This is a genomic window from Pseudomonas sp. PHC1, assembly GCF_046487845.1.
Lineage (GTDB): Bacteria > Pseudomonadota > Gammaproteobacteria > Pseudomonadales > Pseudomonadaceae > Aquipseudomonas > Aquipseudomonas sputi.
The window spans coordinates 336,476-356,969 of the sequence record NZ_JBJXHJ010000001.1; the positions used below are offsets into that span (position 1 = coordinate 336,476).

Annotated in this window: 20 protein-coding genes and 1 tRNA gene; 16 read left to right on the plus strand and 5 right to left on the minus strand. The window is 59.9% G+C overall.

Features of this window, described 5'->3' with window-relative positions:
- Nucleotides 1–95: 95 nt before the first annotated feature.
- The 16 genes from aspS (at nt 96) to nadA (ending at nt 13,679) form a co-directional block, all read left to right on the plus strand.
- The gene (gene aspS / locus ACKJSM_RS01470; protein ID WP_064599001.1) at nt 96–1,871 is read left to right on the plus strand and encodes an aspartate--tRNA ligase; all 1,776 of its coding nucleotides are present in this window, start codon (nt 96–98) and stop codon (nt 1,869–1,871) included.
- Between the two features lie 123 nt (nt 1,872–1,994).
- Entirely contained in the window at nt 1,995–2,741 is a 747-nt protein-coding gene (locus tag ACKJSM_RS01475) for a YebC/PmpR family DNA-binding transcriptional regulator (protein ID WP_085745204.1), read from the plus strand.
- A 140-nt stretch (nt 2,742–2,881) separates the two neighbouring features.
- Nucleotides 2,882–3,409 (plus strand): crossover junction endodeoxyribonuclease RuvC, encoded by a 528-nt coding sequence (gene ruvC / locus ACKJSM_RS01480; RefSeq protein WP_007962095.1) that lies wholly within the window; start codon nt 2,882–2,884, stop codon nt 3,407–3,409.
- A gap of 114 nt (nt 3,410–3,523) precedes the next feature.
- Nucleotides 3,524–4,132 (plus strand): Holliday junction branch migration protein RuvA, encoded by a 609-nt coding sequence (gene ruvA, locus ACKJSM_RS01485; RefSeq protein ID WP_007951205.1) that lies wholly within the window; start codon nt 3,524–3,526, stop codon nt 4,130–4,132.
- A complete protein-coding gene (gene ruvB, locus ACKJSM_RS01490) occupies nt 4,133–5,194 on the plus strand; it encodes a Holliday junction branch migration DNA helicase RuvB (protein ID WP_410236474.1) in 1,062 nt (353 codons plus the stop codon). It abuts the gene before it with no gap.
- A gap of 127 nt (nt 5,195–5,321) precedes the next feature.
- Nucleotides 5,322–5,789 (plus strand): tol-pal system-associated acyl-CoA thioesterase, encoded by a 468-nt coding sequence (ybgC, locus tag ACKJSM_RS01495; RefSeq protein ID WP_007951203.1) that lies wholly within the window; start codon nt 5,322–5,324, stop codon nt 5,787–5,789.
- Nucleotides 5,779–6,474 carry a protein TolQ gene (gene tolQ / locus ACKJSM_RS01500; RefSeq protein WP_007912733.1) on the plus strand — a complete coding sequence of 232 codons (696 nt, stop codon included), beginning with the start codon at nt 5,779–5,781 and terminating at the stop codon, nt 6,472–6,474. The genes ybgC and tolQ overlap by 11 nt, the downstream gene beginning before the upstream one ends.
- A 23-nt stretch (nt 6,475–6,497) precedes the next feature.
- Entirely contained in the window at nt 6,498–6,950 is a 453-nt protein-coding gene (gene tolR, locus ACKJSM_RS01505) for a protein TolR (protein ID WP_162130475.1), read from the plus strand.
- On the plus strand, nt 6,950–8,029 hold the full coding sequence (gene tolA / locus ACKJSM_RS01510) for a cell envelope integrity protein TolA (RefSeq protein WP_410236475.1): 1,080 nt from the start codon (nt 6,950–6,952) through the stop codon (nt 8,027–8,029). Before tolR ends, tolA begins: the two co-directional genes overlap by 1 nt.
- A 17-nt stretch (nt 8,030–8,046) precedes the next feature.
- Nucleotides 8,047–9,327: a Tol-Pal system beta propeller repeat protein TolB gene (gene tolB, locus ACKJSM_RS01515; RefSeq protein WP_410236550.1), complete on the plus strand. Its 1,281-nt coding sequence runs from the start codon at nt 8,047–8,049 to the stop codon at nt 9,325–9,327.
- Between the two features lie 52 nt (nt 9,328–9,379).
- The gene (gene pal, locus ACKJSM_RS01520; protein WP_003178634.1) at nt 9,380–9,877 is read left to right on the plus strand and encodes a peptidoglycan-associated lipoprotein Pal; all 498 of its coding nucleotides are present in this window, start codon (nt 9,380–9,382) and stop codon (nt 9,875–9,877) included.
- Nucleotides 9,878–9,883: 6 nt separating this feature from the next.
- Complete coding sequence (gene ybgF, locus ACKJSM_RS01525) at nt 9,884–10,705, plus strand: tol-pal system protein YbgF (protein ID WP_410236476.1); 822 nt, start codon at nt 9,884–9,886, stop codon at nt 10,703–10,705.
- Between the two features lie 164 nt (nt 10,706–10,869).
- Nucleotides 10,870–11,517: a 7-carboxy-7-deazaguanine synthase QueE gene (queE, locus tag ACKJSM_RS01530; protein ID WP_236177789.1), complete on the plus strand. Its 648-nt coding sequence runs from the start codon at nt 10,870–10,872 to the stop codon at nt 11,515–11,517.
- Nucleotide 11,518: 1 nt separating this feature from the next.
- Nucleotides 11,519–12,211: a 7-cyano-7-deazaguanine synthase QueC gene (gene queC, locus ACKJSM_RS01535; protein ID WP_007951197.1), complete on the plus strand. Its 693-nt coding sequence runs from the start codon at nt 11,519–11,521 to the stop codon at nt 12,209–12,211.
- A gap of 63 nt (nt 12,212–12,274) precedes the next feature.
- Nucleotides 12,275–12,350, plus strand: a tRNA-Lys gene (locus tag ACKJSM_RS01540).
- A 270-nt stretch (nt 12,351–12,620) separates the two neighbouring features.
- Complete coding sequence (nadA, locus tag ACKJSM_RS01545; RefSeq protein WP_039766022.1) at nt 12,621–13,679, plus strand: quinolinate synthase NadA; 1,059 nt, start codon at nt 12,621–12,623, stop codon at nt 13,677–13,679.
- A gap of 58 nt (nt 13,680–13,737) precedes the next feature.
- Here the strand turns inward: nadA and ACKJSM_RS01550 are convergent, their stop codons facing one another.
- The 5 genes from ACKJSM_RS01550 to gcvP form a co-directional block, all read right to left on the minus strand.
- Entirely contained in the window at nt 13,738–14,226 is a 489-nt protein-coding gene (locus ACKJSM_RS01550; protein WP_410236477.1) for an RDD family protein, read from the minus strand.
- Between the two features lie 96 nt (nt 14,227–14,322).
- Nucleotides 14,323–14,535 (minus strand): cold-shock protein, encoded by a 213-nt coding sequence (locus tag ACKJSM_RS01555; RefSeq protein ID WP_236177791.1) that lies wholly within the window; start codon nt 14,533–14,535, stop codon nt 14,323–14,325.
- A 404-nt stretch (nt 14,536–14,939) separates the two neighbouring features.
- Entirely contained in the window at nt 14,940–16,064 is a 1,125-nt protein-coding gene (gene gcvT, locus ACKJSM_RS01560; protein WP_410236478.1) for a glycine cleavage system aminomethyltransferase GcvT, read from the minus strand.
- A gap of 51 nt (nt 16,065–16,115) precedes the next feature.
- Complete coding sequence (locus tag ACKJSM_RS01565) at nt 16,116–17,492, minus strand: L-serine ammonia-lyase (protein WP_410236479.1); 1,377 nt, start codon at nt 17,490–17,492, stop codon at nt 16,116–16,118.
- 141 nt (nt 17,493–17,633) lie between these two features.
- On the minus strand, nt 17,634–20,486 hold the full coding sequence (gcvP, locus tag ACKJSM_RS01570; RefSeq protein ID WP_410236480.1) for an aminomethyl-transferring glycine dehydrogenase: 2,853 nt from the start codon (nt 20,484–20,486) through the stop codon (nt 17,634–17,636).
- Nucleotides 20,487–20,494: the final 8 nt, after the last annotated feature.

The window sequence follows — 20,494 nt, forward strand, 5'->3', positions numbered from 1 at the left end:
AGGTCGAACGACACGCGTGAGTTTCCACGGGTTGCACTGCTTGAGTGCAGCGGGATCTCCACCGAATTTCGAATTACGAGAAGCGAACCACTACCATGATGCGCAGCCATTATTGCGGCCAACTCAACGAAAGCCTGGAAGGCCAGGAAATTACCCTTTGCGGATGGGTTCACCGTCGTCGCGACCACGGCGGGGTGATTTTCCTCGATATCCGTGATCGTGACGGTCTTGCCCAGGTAGTGTTCGATCCGGATCGCGCCGAGAGTTTCGCCGCTGCCGATCGCGTGCGCAGCGAATACGTCGTGAAGATCACCGGCAAGGTGCGTCTGCGTCCGGCCGGTGCCACCAACGCCAACATGGCGTCGGGCATGATCGAAGTGCTGGGCTACGAGCTGGAAGTGCTGAACGAGTCGGAAACCCCGCCGTTTCCGCTGAACGAGTTCTCCGACGTCGGCGAAGAAACCCGTCTGCGTTATCGCTTCCTCGACCTGCGTCGTCCGGAAATGGCCGAGAAGCTGCGTCTGCGTTCGCGCATGACCACCAGCATCCGTCGCTACCTGGACGAGAACGGCTTCCTCGACGTCGAAACGCCGATCCTGACCCGTGCCACGCCGGAAGGCGCGCGCGACTACCTCGTGCCGAGCCGTACCCACGCCGGTTCGTTCTTCGCCCTGCCGCAGTCGCCACAGCTGTTCAAGCAACTGCTGATGGTCGCCGGCTTCGACCGTTACTACCAGATCGCCAAGTGCTTCCGCGACGAAGACCTGCGTGCCGACCGTCAGCCTGAGTTCACTCAGATCGACATCGAGACCAGCTTCCTCGACGAAAAAGACATCATGGGCCTGACCGAAGGCATGATCCGCAACCTGTTCAAGGAAGTGCTGGGTCTGGAATTCGGCGAGTTCCCGCACATGACGTTCGAAGAAGCCATGCGCCGTTATGGTTCCGACAAGCCAGACCTGCGTAACCCGCTGGAACTGGTCGATGTCGCCGATCAATTGAAAGAAGTTGATTTCAAAGTGTTCAGCGGCCCTGCCAACGACCCGAAATGCCGCATCGCTGCGCTGCGCGTTCCGGGCGGGGCGAGCATGCCGCGCAAGCAGATCGACGACTACACCAAGTTCGTCGGCATCTACGGTGCCAAGGGCCTGGCGTACATCAAGGTCAACGAGCGTGCGGCCGGTGTTGACGGTCTGCAATCGCCGATCGTGAAAAACATTCCGGAAGCCAACCTCAACGTGATCCTCGATCGCGTTGGCGCAGTCGATGGCGACATCGTGTTCTTCGGCGCCGACAAGGCCAAGATCGTCAGCGAAGCCTTGGGCGCACTGCGTATCAAGCTCGGTCACGACCTGAAGCTGCTGACCTGCGAATGGGCGCCGATGTGGGTCGTCGACTTCCCGATGTTCGAAGAGAACGACGACGGCAGCTTCTCGGCGCTGCATCACCCGTTCACTGCGCCGAAGTGCTCGCCGGAAGAGCTGGAAGCCAACCCGGCTGGCGCTCTGTCCCGTGCCTACGACATGGTGCTCAACGGCACCGAGCTGGGTGGCGGTTCGATCCGTATCCACCGCAAAGAGATGCAACAGGCGGTATTCCGTCTGCTGGGCATCAACGAAGCGGAACAGGAAGAGAAGTTCGGCTTCCTGCTCGACGCCCTGAAATACGGCGCGCCGCCGCACGGTGGTCTGGCCTTCGGTCTGGACCGTCTGGTGATGCTGATGACCGGCGCCCAGTCGATCCGTGAAGTGATCGCCTTCCCGAAAACCCAGAGTGCTGCCGACGTGATGACGCAGGCGCCGGGTGTCGTGGATGCCAAGGCCTTGCGCGAATTGCACATTCGTTTGCGCGAAACGCCAAAGGCTGAGTAAGACGGGCCTGAAGGCGCATCTTCGGATGCGCCTTTTTTCTTTCTGCAGTGATTGAAAACAAGATTTTTTGCTGGCCGATGCACCTGCATGGCGGGCATTGTTCAAGAGAATTCGGAGCGAGTTATGGCAGGTCATTCCAAGTGGGCGAACATCAAGCACCGCAAAGAACGCCAGGATGCCAAGAGAGGCAAGATTTTCACCAAGTGGATCCGCGAGCTGACCGTGGCGGCCCGTCAGGGCGGCGGTGATCCGGGCTCCAACCCGCGTCTGCGTCTGGCACTGGACAAGGCGCTGGGCGCCAACATGAGTCGCGACATCATCGACCGTGCCGTGGCCCGTGGCGCCGGCGCGACCGAAGCCGACAACGTTGAAGAGCTGACTTACGAAGGTTACGGTCCGGGCGGCGTGGCGGTGATGGTCGAATGCATGACCGACAACCGCAACCGTACCGCAGCCGCCGTGCGCCACGCGTTCAGCAAGTGTGGCGGCAACCTCGGTACCGACGGTTCGGTGGCGTATCTGTTCGAACGCAAGGGGCAGATCAGCTTTGCCCCGGGCGTCGACGAGGACGCACTGACAGAAGCGGCGCTGGAAGCCGATGCCGACGACGTGGTCAGCCACGAAGACGGCTCGATCGATGTGTTCACCTCGTTCACCGGTTTTTACGCAGTGCGCAATGCCCTGGAAGCCGCAGGCTTCAAGGGAGATGACGCGGAAATCGTCATGCAGCCGACCACCAGTGCCGAACTGGACCTGGAGGGCGCCGAGAAGGTGCTCAAGCTGATCGACATGCTGGAAGACCTGGACGACGTGCAGAACGTCTACTCCAACGCAGACATTCCGGAAGACGTGGCCGCTCAGCTCGGTTAAGAGCGACTAGGCTTCAATGTGGGAGCTGGCTTGCCAGCGATGGCGTCGGCACATCAGCTAATGATAGTGCCTGACACTCCGTCATCGCTGGCAAGCCAGCTCCCACATTTGTTTTTGTGTTTTTTCGAACCAGCAGGCTTATGACTTTAATTCTTGGTATCGACCCTGGATCGCGCATTACCGGTTACGGCATTGTTCGCGATACCGGACGCGGCGGCTGCATCTACGTCGCCTCGGGTTGTATCCGCACCGGTGCCGGCGAGCTGCATGAGCGGTTGCAGATCGTCTATCGCGGCGTGCGCGAAATCATCCAGACCTACGGCCCGGTGACCATGGGCATCGAAAAGGTGTTCATGGCGAAAAACGCCGATTCTGCGCTGAAACTGGGGCAGGCCCGCGGGGCTGCGATTGTGGCGGGGGCTGAAGAGTGCCTGGAGATTGCCGAGTACACCGCCACTCAGGTCAAACAGGCCGTGGTCGGCACCGGTGCCGCCAATAAAGAGCAGGTGCAGATGATGGTCATGCACATGCTCAAGCTGACCAGCAAACCGCAAATCGACGCATCGGATGCCCTGGCCATCGCCATTTGTCACGCCCACACGCGCTCCAGTCTGTTACCGCATGGCCTGGGAACCGCACGCAGTCGTGGCGGGCGCCTGCGTCTCTGATAGCATCAGCAGTCATTTTTACGGAATGTGGATTTCGTGCCTGGGTTGTCGGCCGTGAATCCATGCTCTGTCGGTCGCCAGCCCACGGCTGGCCAACGCTCAAGGATCTGAAACGTGATTGGACGCTTGCGCGGCACTCTGGCTGAGAAACAGCCGCCGCACCTGATTCTGGATGTAAACGGCCTCGGGTATGAGCTGGAAGTGCCCATGACCACCCTTTATCGTCTGCCGTCGGTCGGTGAACCGCTGACCTTGCACACCCATTTGGTCGTACGCGAAGACGCGCAGTTACTCTATGGTTTTGCCGGCAAGCGTGAGCGAGACTTTTTTCGTGAGTTGATCCGTCTCAATGGTGTGGGGCCGAAACTGGCCCTGGCCTTGATGTCGAGTCTGGAAGTCGATGAGCTGATCCGCTGCGTGCAATCCCAGGACACCTCGGCGCTGACCAAGGTGCCGGGCGTGGGCAAGAAAACCGCCGAGCGTCTGCTGGTCGAGTTGAAGGACCGCTTCAAGGCCTGGGAAACCTCGCCGGCCATGTTCGCCCTGGTGCCGAACCAGCCCGACGGCCCGGCGCCGGTCAACACCGCCGAGAACGATGCGGTCAGCGCACTGATTTCCCTGGGCTACAAGCCACAGGAAGCGAGCAAGGCGATTTCCGCGATCAAAGAGAAAGGCCTGAGCAGCGAAGACATGATTCGACGTGCCCTGAAGGGAATGATTTAAGTGATTGAAGCTGATCGTCTGATCGCCGCCACGCACAGTCCGCGTGAGCGCGAAGAAGTCCAGGATCGGGCGATACGTCCCGTCAGCCTGGCCGAATACATCGGCCAGCCGACCGTTCGCGAGCAGATGGAACTGTTTATCCAGGCCGCCCGTGGCCGTGGCGAATCCCTCGACCACACCCTGATCTTCGGTCCGCCGGGGCTGGGTAAAACCACGCTGGCCAACATCATCGCCCAGGAAATGGGCGTGTCGATCAAGAGCACTTCCGGCCCGGTGCTGGAACGGCCGGGGGATCTGGCGGCACTGTTGACCAATCTTGAGCCGCACGACGTGCTGTTCATCGATGAAATCCATCGTCTGTCGCCGATCGTCGAAGAAGTGCTGTACCCGGCCATGGAGGATTTCCAGCTCGACATCATGATCGGTGAAGGACCGGCGGCGCGTTCGATCAAGCTCGATCTGCCGCCGTTCACGCTGGTCGGCGCGACCACGCGTGCCGGTATGCTGACCAACCCGTTGCGCGACCGTTTCGGTATCGTCCAGCGTCTCGAGTTTTACAGCACCGCTGACCTGGCAACGATTGTCAGCCGTTCGGCGAACATTCTTGGCCTGCCGCTGGATCCGGAAGGGTCTTTCGAGATTGCCCGCCGCGCCCGTGGTACGCCGCGAATCGCCAACCGTCTGTTGCGTCGGGTGCGGGATTTCGCCGAAGTCCGGGCCAAGGGCCACATCACCAAACCCGTCGCAGATCTGGCGCTGAACCTGCTGGATGTTGACGAGCACGGTTTCGATCATCAGGACCGGCGTCTGCTGTTGACCATGATCGAGAAATTCGACGGCGGCCCGGTGGGTATCGACAGTCTGGCGGCGGCGATCAGCGAAGAGCGTCACACCATTGAAGACGTGCTCGAGCCTTACCTGATTCAGCAGGGCTACATCATGCGGACACCACGGGGCAGGGTGGTCACCCGCCACGCGTACCTGCATTTTGGTTTAAACATTCCGACACGAATGGGCGAGATGCCCGTGGCAGACGAGTTTCTCGATGCCGTGGACGATTGATACACATTTATTGTCGATTTATTCAGCGTTTGTACTGTCACAGGACGGTACTTTTGCGGTAAAGCCTTTTAACAATGAAAAACAGTTGCCTGGCTGGATTGGCAACCCGAGGAGTAAGCACTAGAGTATGCGCGCGCAAAACGGGCTTGAGCCGTTCGCACATCGTTGTCGCGTTTATTACGAGGACACCGATGCGGGCGGCATCGTGTATTACGTTAATTACCTCAAGTTTATGGAACGGGCTCGAACCGAGCGGCTCCGGGAGCTGGGCTTTGCCCAGTCGGCGCTGGCCGGGGAGGACCTGTTGTTCGTCGTGCATTCCAGCGAAGCGCGTTATCACGCGCCGGCGCGACTGGACGACGAACTTCTGGTAAGCGCTGATGTAATCGAATTGAACCGTGCCAGCCTGCGCTTTCGACAGCAGGTCAGGCGGGCAACGGATAATGTGCTGCTCTGCGAAGGGCAGTTTCTGGTGGCCTGTGTGCGCACTAACAGTTTGAAACCCCGGGCCCTTCCCGAAGACCTGCGTGCGGCCTTTGCCGACGCGGTCGGCACGGGTACACACTCAAAGCAGGAGATAAAGCGTGGAAGCTAACGTCGTCGACCATTCCTCCATGTGGAGCCTGGTCAGCAATGCCAGCATCGTGGTGCAGTTGGTAATGTTGACCCTGGTGGCCGCATCGGTGACCTCATGGATCATGATCTTTCAGCGCAGCAACCTGCTGCGCGCCGGTCGACGCGCTCTGGAGAGTTTCGAAGAGCGCTTCTGGTCGGGTATCGACCTGTCCAAACTCTACCGTCAGGCCGGCAGCAACCCGGATCCGGATTCGGGTGTCGAGCAGATCTTCCGTGCCGGCTTCAAGGAGTTCTCCCGTCTGCGTCAGCAGCCAGGTGTCGATCCTGAAGCGGTGATGGAAGGTGTGGCCCGTGCCATGCGCGTGGCCATCTCCCGCGAAGAAGAAAAGCTTGAGCAGAGCCTGCCGTTCCTCGCCACCGTAGGTTCGGTCAGCCCGTACATCGGTCTGTTCGGTACCGTATGGGGGATCATGAACTCCTTCCGTGGTCTGGCCAGCGCCCAACAGGCCACTCTGGCCACCGTCGCACCCGGCATCGCCGAAGCCCTGATCGCCACCGCGATCGGTCTGTTCGCTGCGATTCCGGCCGTTATCGCTTACAACCGTTTCTCTGCCCGCAGCGAAACCTTGCTGAGCCGCTACTACACCTTCGCCGATGAGTTCCAGGCGATCCTGCACCGCAAAGTGCACACCAGCGAAGAATAAGCAGGTATTTACCGATGGCTTTAATCACTCGAGCCCGACACAAGCGCAAGCCGGTCGCCGAGATGAACGTAGTGCCTTACATCGACGTGATGCTGGTGCTGCTGGTCATCTTCATGGTGACTGCGCCGATGCTCAATCAGGGCGTGAAAGTGGATCTGCCCAAGGTTTCCAGCGAAGCCTTGCCGCAGGACAACAACACCCAGGTGCTGACCATTTCGATCAAGTCGGACAAGACCTACTACTGGAACCTCGGCAGCGAAGTCGACACCGAGAAGCAGCAGGACCGCGCCATGACCCTGCCACAGATGACCGATGCGGTGACCAAGATCATTCGCGCCGGCACTGAAGGCGGCAAGCGTACCCAGGTCTTCATCCGTGGCGACAAGTCCGTCGATTATGGCTCCGTCATGGGCGCCATGGGCGGGTTGCAGAAAGCCGGGGTCGGTAACGTTGGCTTGATCACCGAGGCGCCCTGATGCAGCAACAGCGAGAGCCGTCCGCCTCGGAAAGCTACTTCTGGCCCAGTGTCTGGGCGATTGGCTTGCACGTGCTGGTGTTCGGCATGCTGTTCGTCAGTTTCGCCCTGACCCCGGAGCTGCCGCCGGCCAAGCCGATTGTCCAGGCGACCCTGTACCAGCTGAAATCGAAAAGTCAGGCAACCACCCAGACCAATCAGAAGATTGCGGGTGAGGCGAAGAAATCCGCCGCGCGCCAGACCGAAGTCGAGCAGATGGAGCAGAAAAAGGTCGAGCAGGAAGCGGTGAAGGCTGCGGAACAAAAGAAAGAAGAAGCGGCTCAAAAGGCCGAGGAAGCCAAGAAGGCCGATGAGGCGAAGAAAGCGGACGAGGCGAAGAAGGCTGATGAAGCCAAGAAAGCCGCCGACGCCAAGAAAGCCGCCGAAGCCAAGAAGGCAGAAGAGAAACAATTGGCTGATATAGCCAAGAAGAAAGCCGAAGAAGAAGCCAAGAAGGCTGCTGAAGAAGAGGCCAAGAAAGCGGCCGCTGAAGAAGCCAAGAAGAAGATCGTCGAAGACGCGAAAAAGAAAGCCGCCGAAGACGCCAAGAAGAAAGCTGAAGCTGAAGAGGCGAAGAAGAAAGTCGCCGAAGACGCGAAGAAGAAAGCTGCTGCCGATGCTGCGAAGAAGAAAGCGCAGGAAGCGGCACGTAAATCCGCCGAAGACAAAAAGGCTCAGGCCCTGGCAGATTTGCTTTCCGACACGCCGCAGCGTCAGCAGGACTTGGCCGATGAGCAGGGCGATGAAGTCGCGGGCAGTTTCGATGACCTGATTCGTGCGCGGGCAGCGGAAGGCTGGGCTCGTCCACCTTCGGCACGCAAAGGCATGACGGTTGTGCTGCAGATCGGCATGTTGCCGGACGGTACGGTGACCTCGGTCAGCGTGGCCAAGTCCAGTGGCGACGGTCCGTTCGATGCGTCGGCAGTGGCAGCGGTCAAGAATATTGGACGTTTGACGGAAATGCAGGGAATGAAGCCGAGCGATTTCGCTCCGTATCGTTCATTCAAGATGACATTCACACCTGAGGATCTAGCCTTGTGAGAAACCTTCTTCGAGGAATGCTGGTCGTGATCTGCTGCATGGCAGGGATCGCGATGGCGGATGAAAAGAACATTCTGGTCACCAGCGGCAGCGATCGGGCAACGCCGATCGCCGTCGTACCGTTCGGTTTCCAGGGCGGTGCCGTCCTGCCGGATGACATGGCTGAAATCATTGGTAACGATTTGCGCAACTCGGGCTATTACTCGCCGATTCCAAAGCAAAACATGATCAGCCAGCCAAGCCAGCCGAGCGAAATCATCTTCCGTGACTGGAAGGCGGTGGGTGCGCAATACATGATGGTCGGCAGCATCGTGCCGGCCGGTGGCCGTCTGCAGGTGCAGTGGGCTCTGTTCAACGTCGCCACCGAGCAGAAAGTGGCTGACGGCAGTGTGTCCGGTACCACTGAACAGCTGCGCGACATGGCGCACTTTATCTCCGATCAGTCGTTCGAAAAACTGACCGGCATTAAAGGTGCATTCTCGACTCGCCTGCTGTACGTCACGGCCGAGCGTTTCTCCGAGAAGAACACCCGTTACACCCTGCAGCGCTCTGACTATGACGGCGCCCGCGCCGTGACCCTGCTGCAATCGCGCGAGCCGATCCTGTCGCCGCGTTTTGCACCGGATGGCAAGCGTATCGCTTACGTGTCGTTCGAACAGAAGCGCCCGCGCATCTTCATGCAGAACATCGACACCGGTCGCCGCGAGCAGATCACCAACTTCGAAGGCTTGAACGGCGCGCCAGCCTGGTCGCCGGATGGCAATCGCCTGGCGTTCGTGCTGTCGAAAGACGGTAACCCGGACATCTACGTGATGAACCTCGGTTCGCGTCAGATCACCCGCGTAACCGCAGGTCCTGGCATCAACACCGAACCGTACTGGGGCAAGGATGGTTCGACCATCTACTTCACCTCCGACCGTGGCGGCAAACCGCAGATCTACAAGACCAGCGCTAGTGGTGGCGGTGCCGAGCGTGTGACGTTCGTGGGTAACTACAACGCCAACCCCAAGCTTTCGGCGGATGAAAAGACCCTGGTGATGATCCATCGTCAGGACGGTTTCACCAATTTCAAAGTGGCGGCCCAGGATTTGCAGCGCGGGAGTGTAAAAATCCTCACTGATAGCACTCTGGACGAGTCGCCTACTGTTGCGCCCAACGGCACCATGGTAATCTACGCCACCCGCCAGCAGGGCCGGGGAGTCTTGATGCTCGTGTCCATTAATGGACGCGTGAGGCTCCCGCTTCCTACCGCTCAAGGCGAAGTCAGAGAACCGTCCTGGTCCCCTTACCTGAACTGACGCGGCGCTTTACGTTTTACTTAACACACTGGGGTTCATTAGGAGTTTCACGATGGAAATGCTGAAGTTTGGTAAATTTGCTGCGCTGGCTCTGGCCATGGCTGTAGCTGTAGGTTGCTCGTCCAAAGGCGGCGACAACGCCGGTGAAGGCGCTGTTGATCCAAACGCTGGTTACGGCGCAAACACTGGTGCAGTTGACGGTTCCCTGAGCGAAGAAGCTGCTCTGCGCGCAATCACCACCTTCTACTTCGAATACGACAGCTCGGACCTGAAGCCAGAAGCCATGCGCGCTCTGGACGTTCACGCCAAAGACCTGAAAGCAAACGGCGCTCGCGTTGTTCTGGAAGGCAACACTGACGAACGTGGTACTCGTGAGTACAACATGGCACTGGGCGAGCGTCGTGCGAAAGCCGTTCAGCGCTACCTGGTACTGCAAGGTGTTTCCCCAGCTCAGCTGGAACTGGTTTCCTACGGCGAAGAGCGTCCAGTTGCTACCGGCAACGACGAGCAGTCCTGGGCTCAAAACCGTCGCGTCGAACTGCGTAAGTAATTCGATATGCGAACGTGCCGTCGTGCTGTAACTGTTCTGGCTCTCAGCCTCGCGCCGCTTGCGGCGTGGGCTGCGGTTCCTGTGGTCGATGACAACTCCGGTTATAACAATAGCGGGAGCAGTTATCCGCCTGCAGGTTACGGTACGAACGGCGCCTATGCCGGGGGAGCGGCTTCGGCCCCTGCCTCGGCACAAGGCATGCTGTTCAACCAACTGCAACAAATGCAGGATCAGATATCGCGCCAGCAAGGCGTGATCGAAGAACTGCAGAACCAGGTTTCGCGCATGAAGCAGGAATCCCTGGAGCGATACCAGGATCTTGATCGGCGCATAGGATCCGGCGTAGCACCTGCCGCGACTCCCGAGAATTCTTCTGCCGGTGGCGATGCAAGTGCTGCTGCCGGGGCCGCTGCGGCCGCCCAGGCACCTGCCGCAGGCGGCGAACCCGCTGATCCGGCCAAGGAAAAGCTGTATTACGACGCCGCTTTCGACCTGATCAAGGCCAAGGATTTCGACAAGGCCAGTCAGGCGTTTGCCGCTTTCCTGCGTAAATACCCGAACAGCCAATATGCGGGCAACGCCCAGTACTGGCTGGGTGAAGTGAACCTGGCCAAAGGCGATCTGCAAGGTGCAGGTCAGGCTTTCGCCAAGGTTTCGCAGCTGTATCCCAAGCATGCCAAAGTGCCGGATTCGCTGTACAAGCTGGCTGACGTAGAGCGCCGCCTCGGTCATACCGACAAGGTCAAAGGCATTCTGCAGCAGGTGGTGGCCCAGTATCCGGGTACATCCGCCGCTCAGTTGGCCCAGCGCGATCTGCAACGCATGTAATACGTTTAACCCGTTTGGAAGAAACCCGCGCTTGTCGCGGGTTTTTTCGTTAGAATTCACGCCCTTTTATGAAACACGCTTCTGGTGATCTACGCGTTGGCGGGGTTGCCTGAAGTGCCTGACGGAGGCGGACAGCCTGTTTAGCTGTTACGCCCGTGGCGACTATGCAAGATACATTGAGAATCACCGAAGTTTTCTACTCGTTGCAGGGGGAAACGCGGACTGCCGGGCTGCCCACGGTTTTTGTGCGCCTGACCGGTTGCCCATTGCGTTGCCAATACTGCGACAGTGCCTACGCGTTCAGCGGCGGCACGATCCGCACCCTCGACGACATCCTGGAGCAAGTGGCCGGCTTTCGCCCGCGCTACGTCTGTGTCACTGGCGGTGAGCCGCTGGCACAACCCAATGCCCTCCCTTTGCTCAAGCAGTTGTGCGATGCCGGCTACGAAGTCTCGCTGGAAACCAGCGGCGCCCTCGACATCTCGGCGGTCGATCCGCGGGTCAGTCGGGTAGTCGATCTGAAGACGCCTGACTCGAAAGAGGCCCATCGCAACCGTTACGAGAACATCGAACTGCTGACACCCAACGATCAGGTGAAGTTTGTCATCTGCTCGCGGGAGGACTATGACTGGGCGGTATCGAAGCTGATCCAGTACGGTCTTGAGCGACGTGCAGGTGAAGTGCTGTTTTCCCCAAGTCACCACGACCTGAATGCTCGGGACCTGGCGGACTGGGTGGTGGCGGATAACCTGCCAGTGCGCCTGCAACTGCAGCTGCATAAATATCTATGGAATGACGAGCCGGGGCGCTGAGATGACTGAACAACTGAACACTAGCCAAAAACGTGCGGTCATCCTGCTGTCGGGTGGTCTGGACTCGGCCACTGTCGTGGCCATGGCCCGTGCTGAAGGCTACGCCTGCTATACCATGAGTTTCGATTACGGTCAGCGTTCCCATGCCGAACTGCATGCCGCTGCTCGCGTTGCCCGCGATCTGGGTGTGGTCGAGCACAAGGTGATCGGCCTGAACCTGAACGGTATGGGCGGTTCGGCCCTGACCGACACCAGCATCGATATCCCGGAAGAGTTGGGCGAAGGTATTCCGGTGACTTACGTGCCGGCGCGCAACACGGTTTTCCTGTCGCTGGCTCTGGGCTGGGCTGAGGTGCTCGGCGCTCGTGACATCTTTATCGGCGTCAACGCGGTGGACTATTCCGGTTATCCGGATTGCCGTCCCGAGTTCATCGAGTCGTTCGAGCGCATGGCCAATCTGGCGACCAAGGCCGGCGTAGAAGGCAATGGTTTCCGCATCCAGGCACCGCTGCAGAACCTGAGCAAGGCGCAGATCGTCCAGGCGGGCGTGAAGCTTGGCGTTGATTACGGGTTGACCGTTTCCTGCTATCAGGCCGACGATGACGGCCGTGCCTGCGGCAAATGTGACAGCTGCCGACTGCGTGCCGAAGGCTTCGCGGCGGCCGGAATCAGCGACCCGACACCTTATTTTTGATTTTTTTTAAATTAGGTGTTGAATAGTCCTTAAAAATCAGTATTATACGCGCCACCACACAGCGGGTCGTTAGCTCAGTTGGTAGAGCAGTTGGCTTTTAACCAATTGGTCGTAGGTTCGAATCCCACACGACCCACCATTTTTGCTGTTTTAAAAGTCTGGAAGGCCCACGAAAGTGAGGATTTCCGGATTTTTTTTTGCCTGCGATTCGGGCATTCCTCCCTTCGTTTCTTCTCGCCGTGACGCAGGTCAGAATCATCTTTTGTATCAACGGGATATTCTGTAGCCTTGCGCAGCTTCAATGCTGTCCGTGCCTGATAATACTCACTCTCCCGGCGGTACCCTCAAGTGGTCCGGAGCCGGGTGTATACTCGACTTTCGCGCGAATGCGCCTGCAGGTCTTGCGAACATGACGCAGATTTCCGAACGCCTTCTGGTACAAGCCCACCTCGACGCCAAGCAGCCCAAGCCGCTGACTGCCGAGGAAGAGGCTTATTACCGTTCCGCCATCGCCGCCGAGCTCAAGGCTCAGGACGCGGTGCTGGTTGCCCACTTCTATTGCGATCCGATCATCCAGGCACTCGCCGAAGAAACCGGCGGTTGTGTTTCCGACTCCCTGGAAATGGCCCGCTTCGGCAATGCCCATCCGGCCAAGACCGTGGTGGTTGCCGGCGTGAAATTCATGGGCGAGACCGCGAAGATTCTCAACCCTGAAAAACGCGTGCTGATGCCGACTCTGGAGGCGACCTGTTCGCTGGATCTGGGTTGCCCGGTGGACGAGTTCTCGGCGTTCTGCGATCAGCATCCGGAACGCACCGTGGTGGTGTATGCCAACACCTCGGCCGCCGTCAAAGCACGAGCCGACTGGGTAGTGACCTCCAGTTGCGCACTGGAAATCGTCGAAAGCCTGATGGACAACGGCGAAACCATTATCTGGGGTCCGGACAAGCACCTTGGCACCTACATCCAGCGTCAGACTGGCGCCGATATGCTGCTCTGGGATGGTGCATGCATCGTCCACGAAGAGTTCAAGTCCAAGCAACTGGAAGACATGAAAGCGCTGTACCCGGACGCCGCCATTCTGGTGCACCCGGAATCGCCGACGTCAGTGATCGAACTGGCGGATGCCGTGGGTTCTACCAGTCAGCTGATTGCCGCCGCTCAATCGCTGCCGAACAAGACCCTGATCGTCGCTACCGACCGTGGCATCTTCTACAAGATGCAGCAGCTGTGCCCGGACAAGGTCTTCATCGAAGCGCCAACCGCCGGTAACGGCGCAGCGTGCCGCAGTTGCGCACATTGCCCGTGGATGGCCATGAACACCCTTGAGCGCACGCTCAAGTGCCTGAAGGAGGGCTCGAACGAGATCTTCGTCGACCCGGCCCTGATTCCCCAGGCGATTCGTCCGCTCAAACGCATGCTCGATTTCACTCAGGCCGCGCGGATGAAACTGGCCGGCAACGCCTGACCTTGAGACGCAAACAAAAACGCCCCGATTGGATCGGGGCGTTTTTGCATCTGGAAGATTATCTGGCTTTTTTTGGAATTCGCACGAGTTGCGTGTCGGAGTAGATGTCATGCCAGGCGCGTTTCTGTTTGTCGAACAGCGACCAGAAGAACCCAAGGCCCAGGCACAGCCACGACGCAATTGACACCATGAACCGCAACAGCGCCTGCCACAGGCTGATGGCGGTGCCATCGGCGTTCTGCACGCGAATGCCCCAGACCTGCATGCCCAGGGTCTGCCCGGCGTGGGTCCAGAACTTGGCGAAGAAGCCGAACAGCACCAGCAGCAGCACCGTGGAGTACAGTGGATCGCCATCCAGCTGCCCGGCATCGGTGAGAACCCGCAGGCGTTCTTCGCCGATGATCGAGGCCTGGATCATCTTGTAGAGGCCGCCGGTCACGATCAGCAGGGCGGTGCACAGCAGAAAGTCATAGAACATTGCTGCCAGACGACGGCCGAGGCCGACGGCGGGGAAATTGCCCTGGGGCGTGAGCAGGTGTTTCGACATGGCAGCCTCTGGACGGAAAGTGAAGCGCCATTTTACGGATTTGCGCCCACAAAAAAGCCCCTGATATCAATATCAGGGGCTTTTTTGTTACAGAAATCAGGCTTCTGCGATGACTTCGTCAGCTTGCATGCCTTTCTGGCCCTGCACAGCAATGAAGGTCACTTTCTGGCCTTCTTTCAGGCTCTTGAAGCCGTTGCCCTGAATGGCGCGGAAATGCACGAACAGATCCGGACCGCTTTCTGGAGTGATAAAACCAAAACCTTTCTCGTCGTTAAACCACTTGACGGTACCGCTCTGACGTGTGGACATTTCTTATTTCCTTTGACGCAAAAATTGATGACAGTCTCCTTCTCATGAAAGAGTACTGGGGCTGGTTGCAGGAGAGTAAGAAGACGTCGAACGGGATGTAGCTAACTTGTAGGCTACTGCCCAGGTCACGATTCCAAGCTGACCCATGCAAACACAGTGGACAAACTCTACGCCAACTACGGGAGAAAAAACAAGCCCCGTGAAGGCCCCGGTTTTCCTGCGCTTGCTGGCACTTAGTCGATTCACTAGTCCGGCTTATACGATTAGCTTGTTCAATTGTTTTCGAACGTTATAAGCCAAGTTCATATTCGAATCGTATGTAAGCGGAGTGCACTGTTTTATGGCGATTGCGTTACAGATTAGTGCACGCATAACGCAATCGCGTTACTTATGGAAACAGTCAATTAGCCGCGATAGTAGCGTTGTGGAACAAATGGCATTTTGCTTACAAGCAATGGCACCTTTTTCCCACGAACAATCGCCCAAACTGGCGTGTCGAGTGCGACGTAGGCGCTGTCCAGATAACCCATGGCCAGCGGGCCGCCCAGGGTCGGACCGAAACCGCCGCTGCACACGCTGCCGATGATCTCGCCCGCTTCGTTGACGATCTCTGCACCTTCTCGGACCGGCGTACGCTCTTGCGGCAGCAGGCCGACGCGTTTGCGCGAAACGCCGTTCTGCTGTTGAGCGAAGACTTGTTCAGCACCCGGGAACCCACCGGCGCGCGCACCATCGGCACGCCGAGGCTTGGAGATGGCCCACAGCAGGCTGGCCTCGATCGGGGTGGTCTCGGTGTTCATGTCGTGGCCGTACAGGCACAGACCGGCTTCCAGGCGCAGCGAGTCACGGGCGCCGAGGCCGATGGCGGCGACTTCCGGTTCGGCCAGCAGGGTGCGGGCGAGTTTTTCCGCATCGGCTGCCGGAACGGAGATTTCGAAACCGTCTTCACCGGTATAGCCCGAACGGCTGACATAGCAGTCAATGCCCAGCAGCTTCACGCGGGTGAACTGCATGAAGGTCATTTTCGCCACTTCCGGCGCCAGGCGTGCCAGTACGGTCACGGCGGCCGGGCCTTGCAGGGCGAGCAGGGCACGCTCTTCGAACAATTGCTCGATCTTGCACTGGTCGCCGATGTGTTTTTGCAGATGGGCCAGGTCCTGGTCCTTGCACGCCGCGTTGACTACCAGGAACAGCTCGTCATTGCCGAGGTTGGCGACCATCAGGTCATCGAGGATGCCGCCGGTTTCGTTGGTGAACATCGCGTAGCGCTGCATGCCCACCGGCAGGTCGATGATGTCCACCGGCACCAGGGTTTCCAGGGCCTTGGCGGCATCGGCGCCGGTCAGGCGGATCTGGCCCATGTGCGAGACATCGAACAGCCCGGCCTGCTCACGGGTGTGCTGGTGTTCCTTCATCACGCCCAGCGGGTATTGCACCGGCATGTCGTAGCCGGCGAACGGCACCATGCGGGCCCCGAGTTCGATGTGCAAAGCGTGCAGCGGGGTTTTCGACAGTTGTTCGGTGGACATGCGTGACTCCTTGATTCACACCAACCCTCTCCCGCAGGGAGAGGGGGCTAATTAACACTCGATAATGTTGACTGCCAGACCGCCACGGGCGGTCTCCTTGTATTTGCTTTTCATGTCGGCGCCGGTCTGGCGCATGGTGCGGATCACCTTGTCGAGGGAGACGAAGTGCTGCCCGTCTCCGCGCATGGCCATGCGCACAGCATTGATTGCCTTGACCGAGCCCATGGCGTTGCGCTCGATGCACGGCACCTGCACCAGCCCGCCGATCGGGTCGCAGGTCAGGCCGAGGTTGTGTTCCATGCCGATTTCAGCAGCGTTTTCCACTTGCTGAACGCTGCCACCCAGGACCTCGCACAACGCGCCGGCCGCCATCGAACAGGCCACGCCGACTTCGCCCTGACAGCCGACTTCAGCCCCGGAAATCGAGGCGTTTTCCTTGTACAGAATGCCGATGGCCGCCGCGGTCAGCAGGAAGCGCACCACGCCGTCATCATTCGCGCCGGGAATAAAGCGCATGTAGTAATGCAGCACGGCCGGAATGATCCCTGCCGCGCCATTGGTCGGTGCCGTGACCACGCGCCCGCCGTTGGCGTTTTCTTCGTTGACGGCCAGAGCGTAGAGGTTGACCCAGTCCAGCACCGACAGCGGATCGCGCAGCGACGATTCCGGGTTCTTGCACAGTTGCCGGTGCAACGCCGCCGCCCGTCGCTTGACCTTCAGGCCGCCCGGCAGGATCCCTTCGTTGCGACAGCCGGCGGCCGCGCAGTCCTGCATCACTTGCCAGATTCTCAGCAGGCCGGCGCGCGTTTCCGCTTCCGGGCGCCAGGCACTTTCGTTGGTCAGCATCACCTGACTGATCGACAGGCCATAGGTGGCGCAGTGACCGAGCAAGTCCTTGGCACTCTTGAACGGGAAGGTCAGCGGTGTGGCGTCTTCGACGATGCGGTCGGCGCCGGCCGCATCTTCGTCGACCACAAACCCACCGCCGACCGAGTAGTACTCGCGGCTGCGGATCTGCAATCCTGCTGCATCGAAGGCACGGAAAATCATGCCGTTGGGGTGATAGGCCAACGGCTTGCGGATCATTGCCAGGTGTTCTTTCTCGTTGAACGCAATGCTGTGTTCGCCGAGCAGATTCAAACGCCCGTTGCCACGAATCTGCGAGAGACGGGCGGCGACGGTTTCGGTATCCACGGTGTCCGGGTGTTCACCTTCCAGGCCCAGCAGCACGGCCTTGTCGCTGCCGTGGCCCTTGCCGGTGGCGCCGAGGGATCCATACAACTCGACCCTGACGCTGGTGGTGGCCGACAACAGGTTTTCCCGACGCAGGCCTTCGACGAAGCGCGCAGCTGCGCGCATCGGGCCGACGGTGTGGGAACTGGAGGGGCCGATGCCAATCTTGAACAGGTCGAACACGCTTAACGACATGGTTGTTCTCCGGTTTCTTGTTATAGGAATTGGCGGAATATCAGGCTTGATGCATTCCCTTGTGAGAGCTGGCAAGTCAGCTCTCACAAGGGATTTTTGGTGTTGCTGAAATCGGGGCAGGTAAGCCTGCCGCTCATTCGTTTAAGCGTAGCTTTCGATCGACGGGCAGGCGCAGACCAGATTGCGGTCGCCGAACACGTTGTCGACGCGACCGACCGGCGGCCAGTACTTGCCTTCAATCAACGACGCCACCGGGTACACCGCTTGCTCGCGGCTGTACGGGTGAGTCCACTCGCCGACCAGCTCCGCTGCGGTGTGCGGAGCGTTCTTCAGCGGGTTGTCGTCCTTGTCCAGGGTGCCGTTTTCCACCGCGCGGATTTCTTCGCGGATGCGGATCATGGCGTCGCAGAAGCGGTCCAGCTCTTCCTTGGATTCACTTTCGGTCGGCTCGATCATCAGCGTGCCGGCCACCGGGAACGACATGGTCGGGGCGTGGAAGCCGAAGTCGATCAGGCGCTTGGCGACGTCATCGACGCTGATGCCGCTGCTGTCTTTCAACGGGCGCAGATCCAGGATGCACTCGTGCGCTACCAGACCGTTGCTGCCGGTGTACAGCACTGGGTAGTGCTCTTCCAGGCGACGGGAAATGTAGTTGGCATTGAGGATCGCCAGTTGCGAAGCGCGCTTCAGACCGGCGCCACCCATCATGCGAATGTACATCCAGGTGATCGGCAGAATGCTCGCGCTGCCGAACGGTGCTGCGCAGACCGCGCCCTCCTTGCGGTCCATGTGGCCGTGGCCCGGCAGGAACGGAGTCAGGTGCGATTTCACGCCGATCGGGCCGACGCCCGGGCCGCCACCGCCGTGCGGAATGCAGAAAGTCTTGTGCAGGTTCAGGTGCGACACGTCGCCGCCGAACTTGCCGGGTGCGCAGAGGCCGACCATCGCGTTCATGTTGGCGCCGTCGATGTACACCTGGCCGCCGTTGTCATGAATGATGCCGCAGATTTCGCGGATGCCTTCTTCGAACACGCCGTGGGTCGACGGGTAGGTGATCATCAGCGCGGCGAGGTGTTCGCGGTGCTCGATGGCCTTGGCGCGCAGGTCTTCGATGTCCACGTTACCGCGAGCGTCGCAGGCGGTCACGACCACGCGCATGCCGGCCATGTTGGCGGTCGCCGGGTTGGTGCCGTGGGCGGACGACGGGATCAGGCAGATGTCGCGACGGTCTTCGCCACGGCTCTGGTGATAGGCGCGGATCGCCAGCAGACCTGCGTACTCACCTTGGGAACCGGCGTTCGGTTGCAGGGAGATCGAGTCGTAACCGGTGGCGGCGCAGAGCATCGCTTCCAGTTCATCGGTCAGTTGCTGGTAACCGGCGCTTTGCTCGGCCGGAGCGAACGGGTGCAGGGCGCCGAATTCGGCCCAGGTCACCGGGATCATTTCGCTGGCGGCGTTGAGTTTCATGGTGCACGAGCCCAGCGGGATCATCGTGCGATCCAGTGCCAGGTCCTTGTCCGCCAGTTTGCGCAGGTAGCGCATCAGCTCGGTTTCCGAGTGATAACGGTTGAACACCGGGTGGCTGAGGATCGGTGACTGACGAACCAGTGCGGCTGGAATCGTGCTTTGCGCGGCAGCGGCCAGAGCAGCGAACTCCGGCAGGGTCTTGCCGTCGGCGAACAGGCCCCACAGGGTTTCGATGTCGGCCTGGGTGGTGGTTTCGTCGACCGACAGGCCCAGGCGCTGGGCATCGATCACACGCAGGTTGATCTGTTGGGCGCGAGCCTTGTCGTGCAACGCGGCGGTTTGCGCGCCGGTGGCCAGGGTCAGGGTGTCGAAGAAGCTGGCTTGCTCGACGGTCACGCCCAGTGCGCTCAGGCCCTTGGCCAGGATCGCGGTCAGGTGATGCACGCGGTTGGCAATTCGGGTCAGGCCTTTCGGGCCGTGGTACACGGCGTACATGCTGGCGATGTTGGCCAGCAGCACTTGCGCGGTGCAGATGTTCGACGTGGCTTTCTCGCGGCGGATGTGTTGCTCGCGGGTCTGCATCGCCAGACGCAGCGCCGGCTTGCCGAAGCGGTCAACCGAAACACCGACCAGACGGCCCGGCATGTCGCGCTTGAACGCATCTTTGGTGGAGAAGTAAGCCGCGTGCGGGCCACCGAAGCCCAGCGGCACGCCGAAGCGTTGGGCGCTGCCGATGGCCACGTCGGCGCCGAATTCGCCCGGCGGGGTCAGCAGGGTCAGGGCCAGCAGGTCAGCGGCCACGGCTACCAAGGCGTTGGCAGCGTGGAAGCGTTCGGTCAGTGCGCGGTAGTCGAACACATCACCGTTGCTCGCCGGGTATTGCAGCAGTGCGCCGAAGAACGGCGTCACGTCGGTCAGTTCACGCTCGTCGCCCACGACCACGTCGATGCCCAGCGGCTCGGCACGGGTGCGCAACACATCGAGGGTTTGCGGGTGGCTGTGGATCGAGGCGAAGAACTGGTGGCTGCCCTTGTTCTTGCTCAGGCGTTTGCAGAAGGTCATGGCTTCGGCAGCCGCGGTGGCTTCGTCGAGCAGGGAGGCGTTGGCGATCGGCAGGCCGGTGAGGTCGCTGATCAGGGTCTGGAAGTTCAGCAGCGCTTCGAGACGGCCCTGGGAAATTTCCGGCTGGTACGGGGTGTAGGCGGTGTACCAGGCCGGGTTTTCCAGCAGGTTGCGCAGAATCGGCGATGGCGTGTGGCAGTTGTAGTAGCCCTGACCGATGTAGGTCTTGAACAGCTGGTTCTTGCCGGCGATGCCTTTGATCATCGTCAGGGCATCGGCTTCGCTCAGGCCGTCGTCGAGGCCGAGCACGCTGGTGCCCTTGATGCTTTCCGGGATGACGCTGGCGCTCAGGGCTTCGAGCGAGTCGAAGCCGAGGCTGTTGAGCATGGCTTGCTCGTCACTGGCGCGCGGGCCGATGTGACGGGCGATGAATTCGTTGGCGGTGCCGAGATTTACTTGGGTCATGTCAGGTT

Coding starts and splice junctions, on each gene's coding strand:
- ruvC (WP_007962095.1), top strand. CDS start 2,882: ATGACTTTAATTCTTGGTATCGACCCTGGATCGCGCATTACCGGTTAC.
- gcvP (WP_410236480.1), bottom strand. CDS start 20,486: ATGACCCAAGTAAATCTCGGCACCGCCAACGAATTCATCGCCCGTCAC.
- ACKJSM_RS01555 (WP_236177791.1), bottom strand. CDS start 14,535: ATGTCCACACGTCAGAGCGGTACCGTCAAGTGGTTTAACGACGAGAAA.
- ACKJSM_RS01565 (WP_410236479.1), bottom strand. CDS start 17,492: ATGTCGTTAAGCGTGTTCGACCTGTTCAAGATTGGCATCGGCCCCTCC.
- gcvT (WP_410236478.1), bottom strand. CDS start 16,064: ATGTCCACCGAACAACTGTCGAAAACCCCGCTGCACGCTTTGCACATC.
- aspS (WP_064599001.1), top strand. CDS start 96: ATGATGCGCAGCCATTATTGCGGCCAACTCAACGAAAGCCTGGAAGGC.
- queE (WP_236177789.1), top strand. CDS start 10,870: ATGCAAGATACATTGAGAATCACCGAAGTTTTCTACTCGTTGCAGGGG.
- ACKJSM_RS01475 (WP_085745204.1), top strand. CDS start 1,995: ATGGCAGGTCATTCCAAGTGGGCGAACATCAAGCACCGCAAAGAACGC.
- pal (WP_003178634.1), top strand. CDS start 9,380: ATGGAAATGCTGAAGTTTGGTAAATTTGCTGCGCTGGCTCTGGCCATG.
- ybgF (WP_410236476.1), top strand. CDS start 9,884: ATGCGAACGTGCCGTCGTGCTGTAACTGTTCTGGCTCTCAGCCTCGCG.
- ybgC (WP_007951203.1), top strand. CDS start 5,322: ATGCGCGCGCAAAACGGGCTTGAGCCGTTCGCACATCGTTGTCGCGTT.
- nadA (WP_039766022.1), top strand. CDS start 12,621: ATGACGCAGATTTCCGAACGCCTTCTGGTACAAGCCCACCTCGACGCC.
- ACKJSM_RS01550 (WP_410236477.1), bottom strand. CDS start 14,226: ATGTCGAAACACCTGCTCACGCCCCAGGGCAATTTCCCCGCCGTCGGC.
- tolB (WP_410236550.1), top strand. CDS start 8,047: ATGCTGGTCGTGATCTGCTGCATGGCAGGGATCGCGATGGCGGATGAA.
- queC (WP_007951197.1), top strand. CDS start 11,519: ATGACTGAACAACTGAACACTAGCCAAAAACGTGCGGTCATCCTGCTG.
- tolA (WP_410236475.1), top strand. CDS start 6,950: ATGCAGCAACAGCGAGAGCCGTCCGCCTCGGAAAGCTACTTCTGGCCC.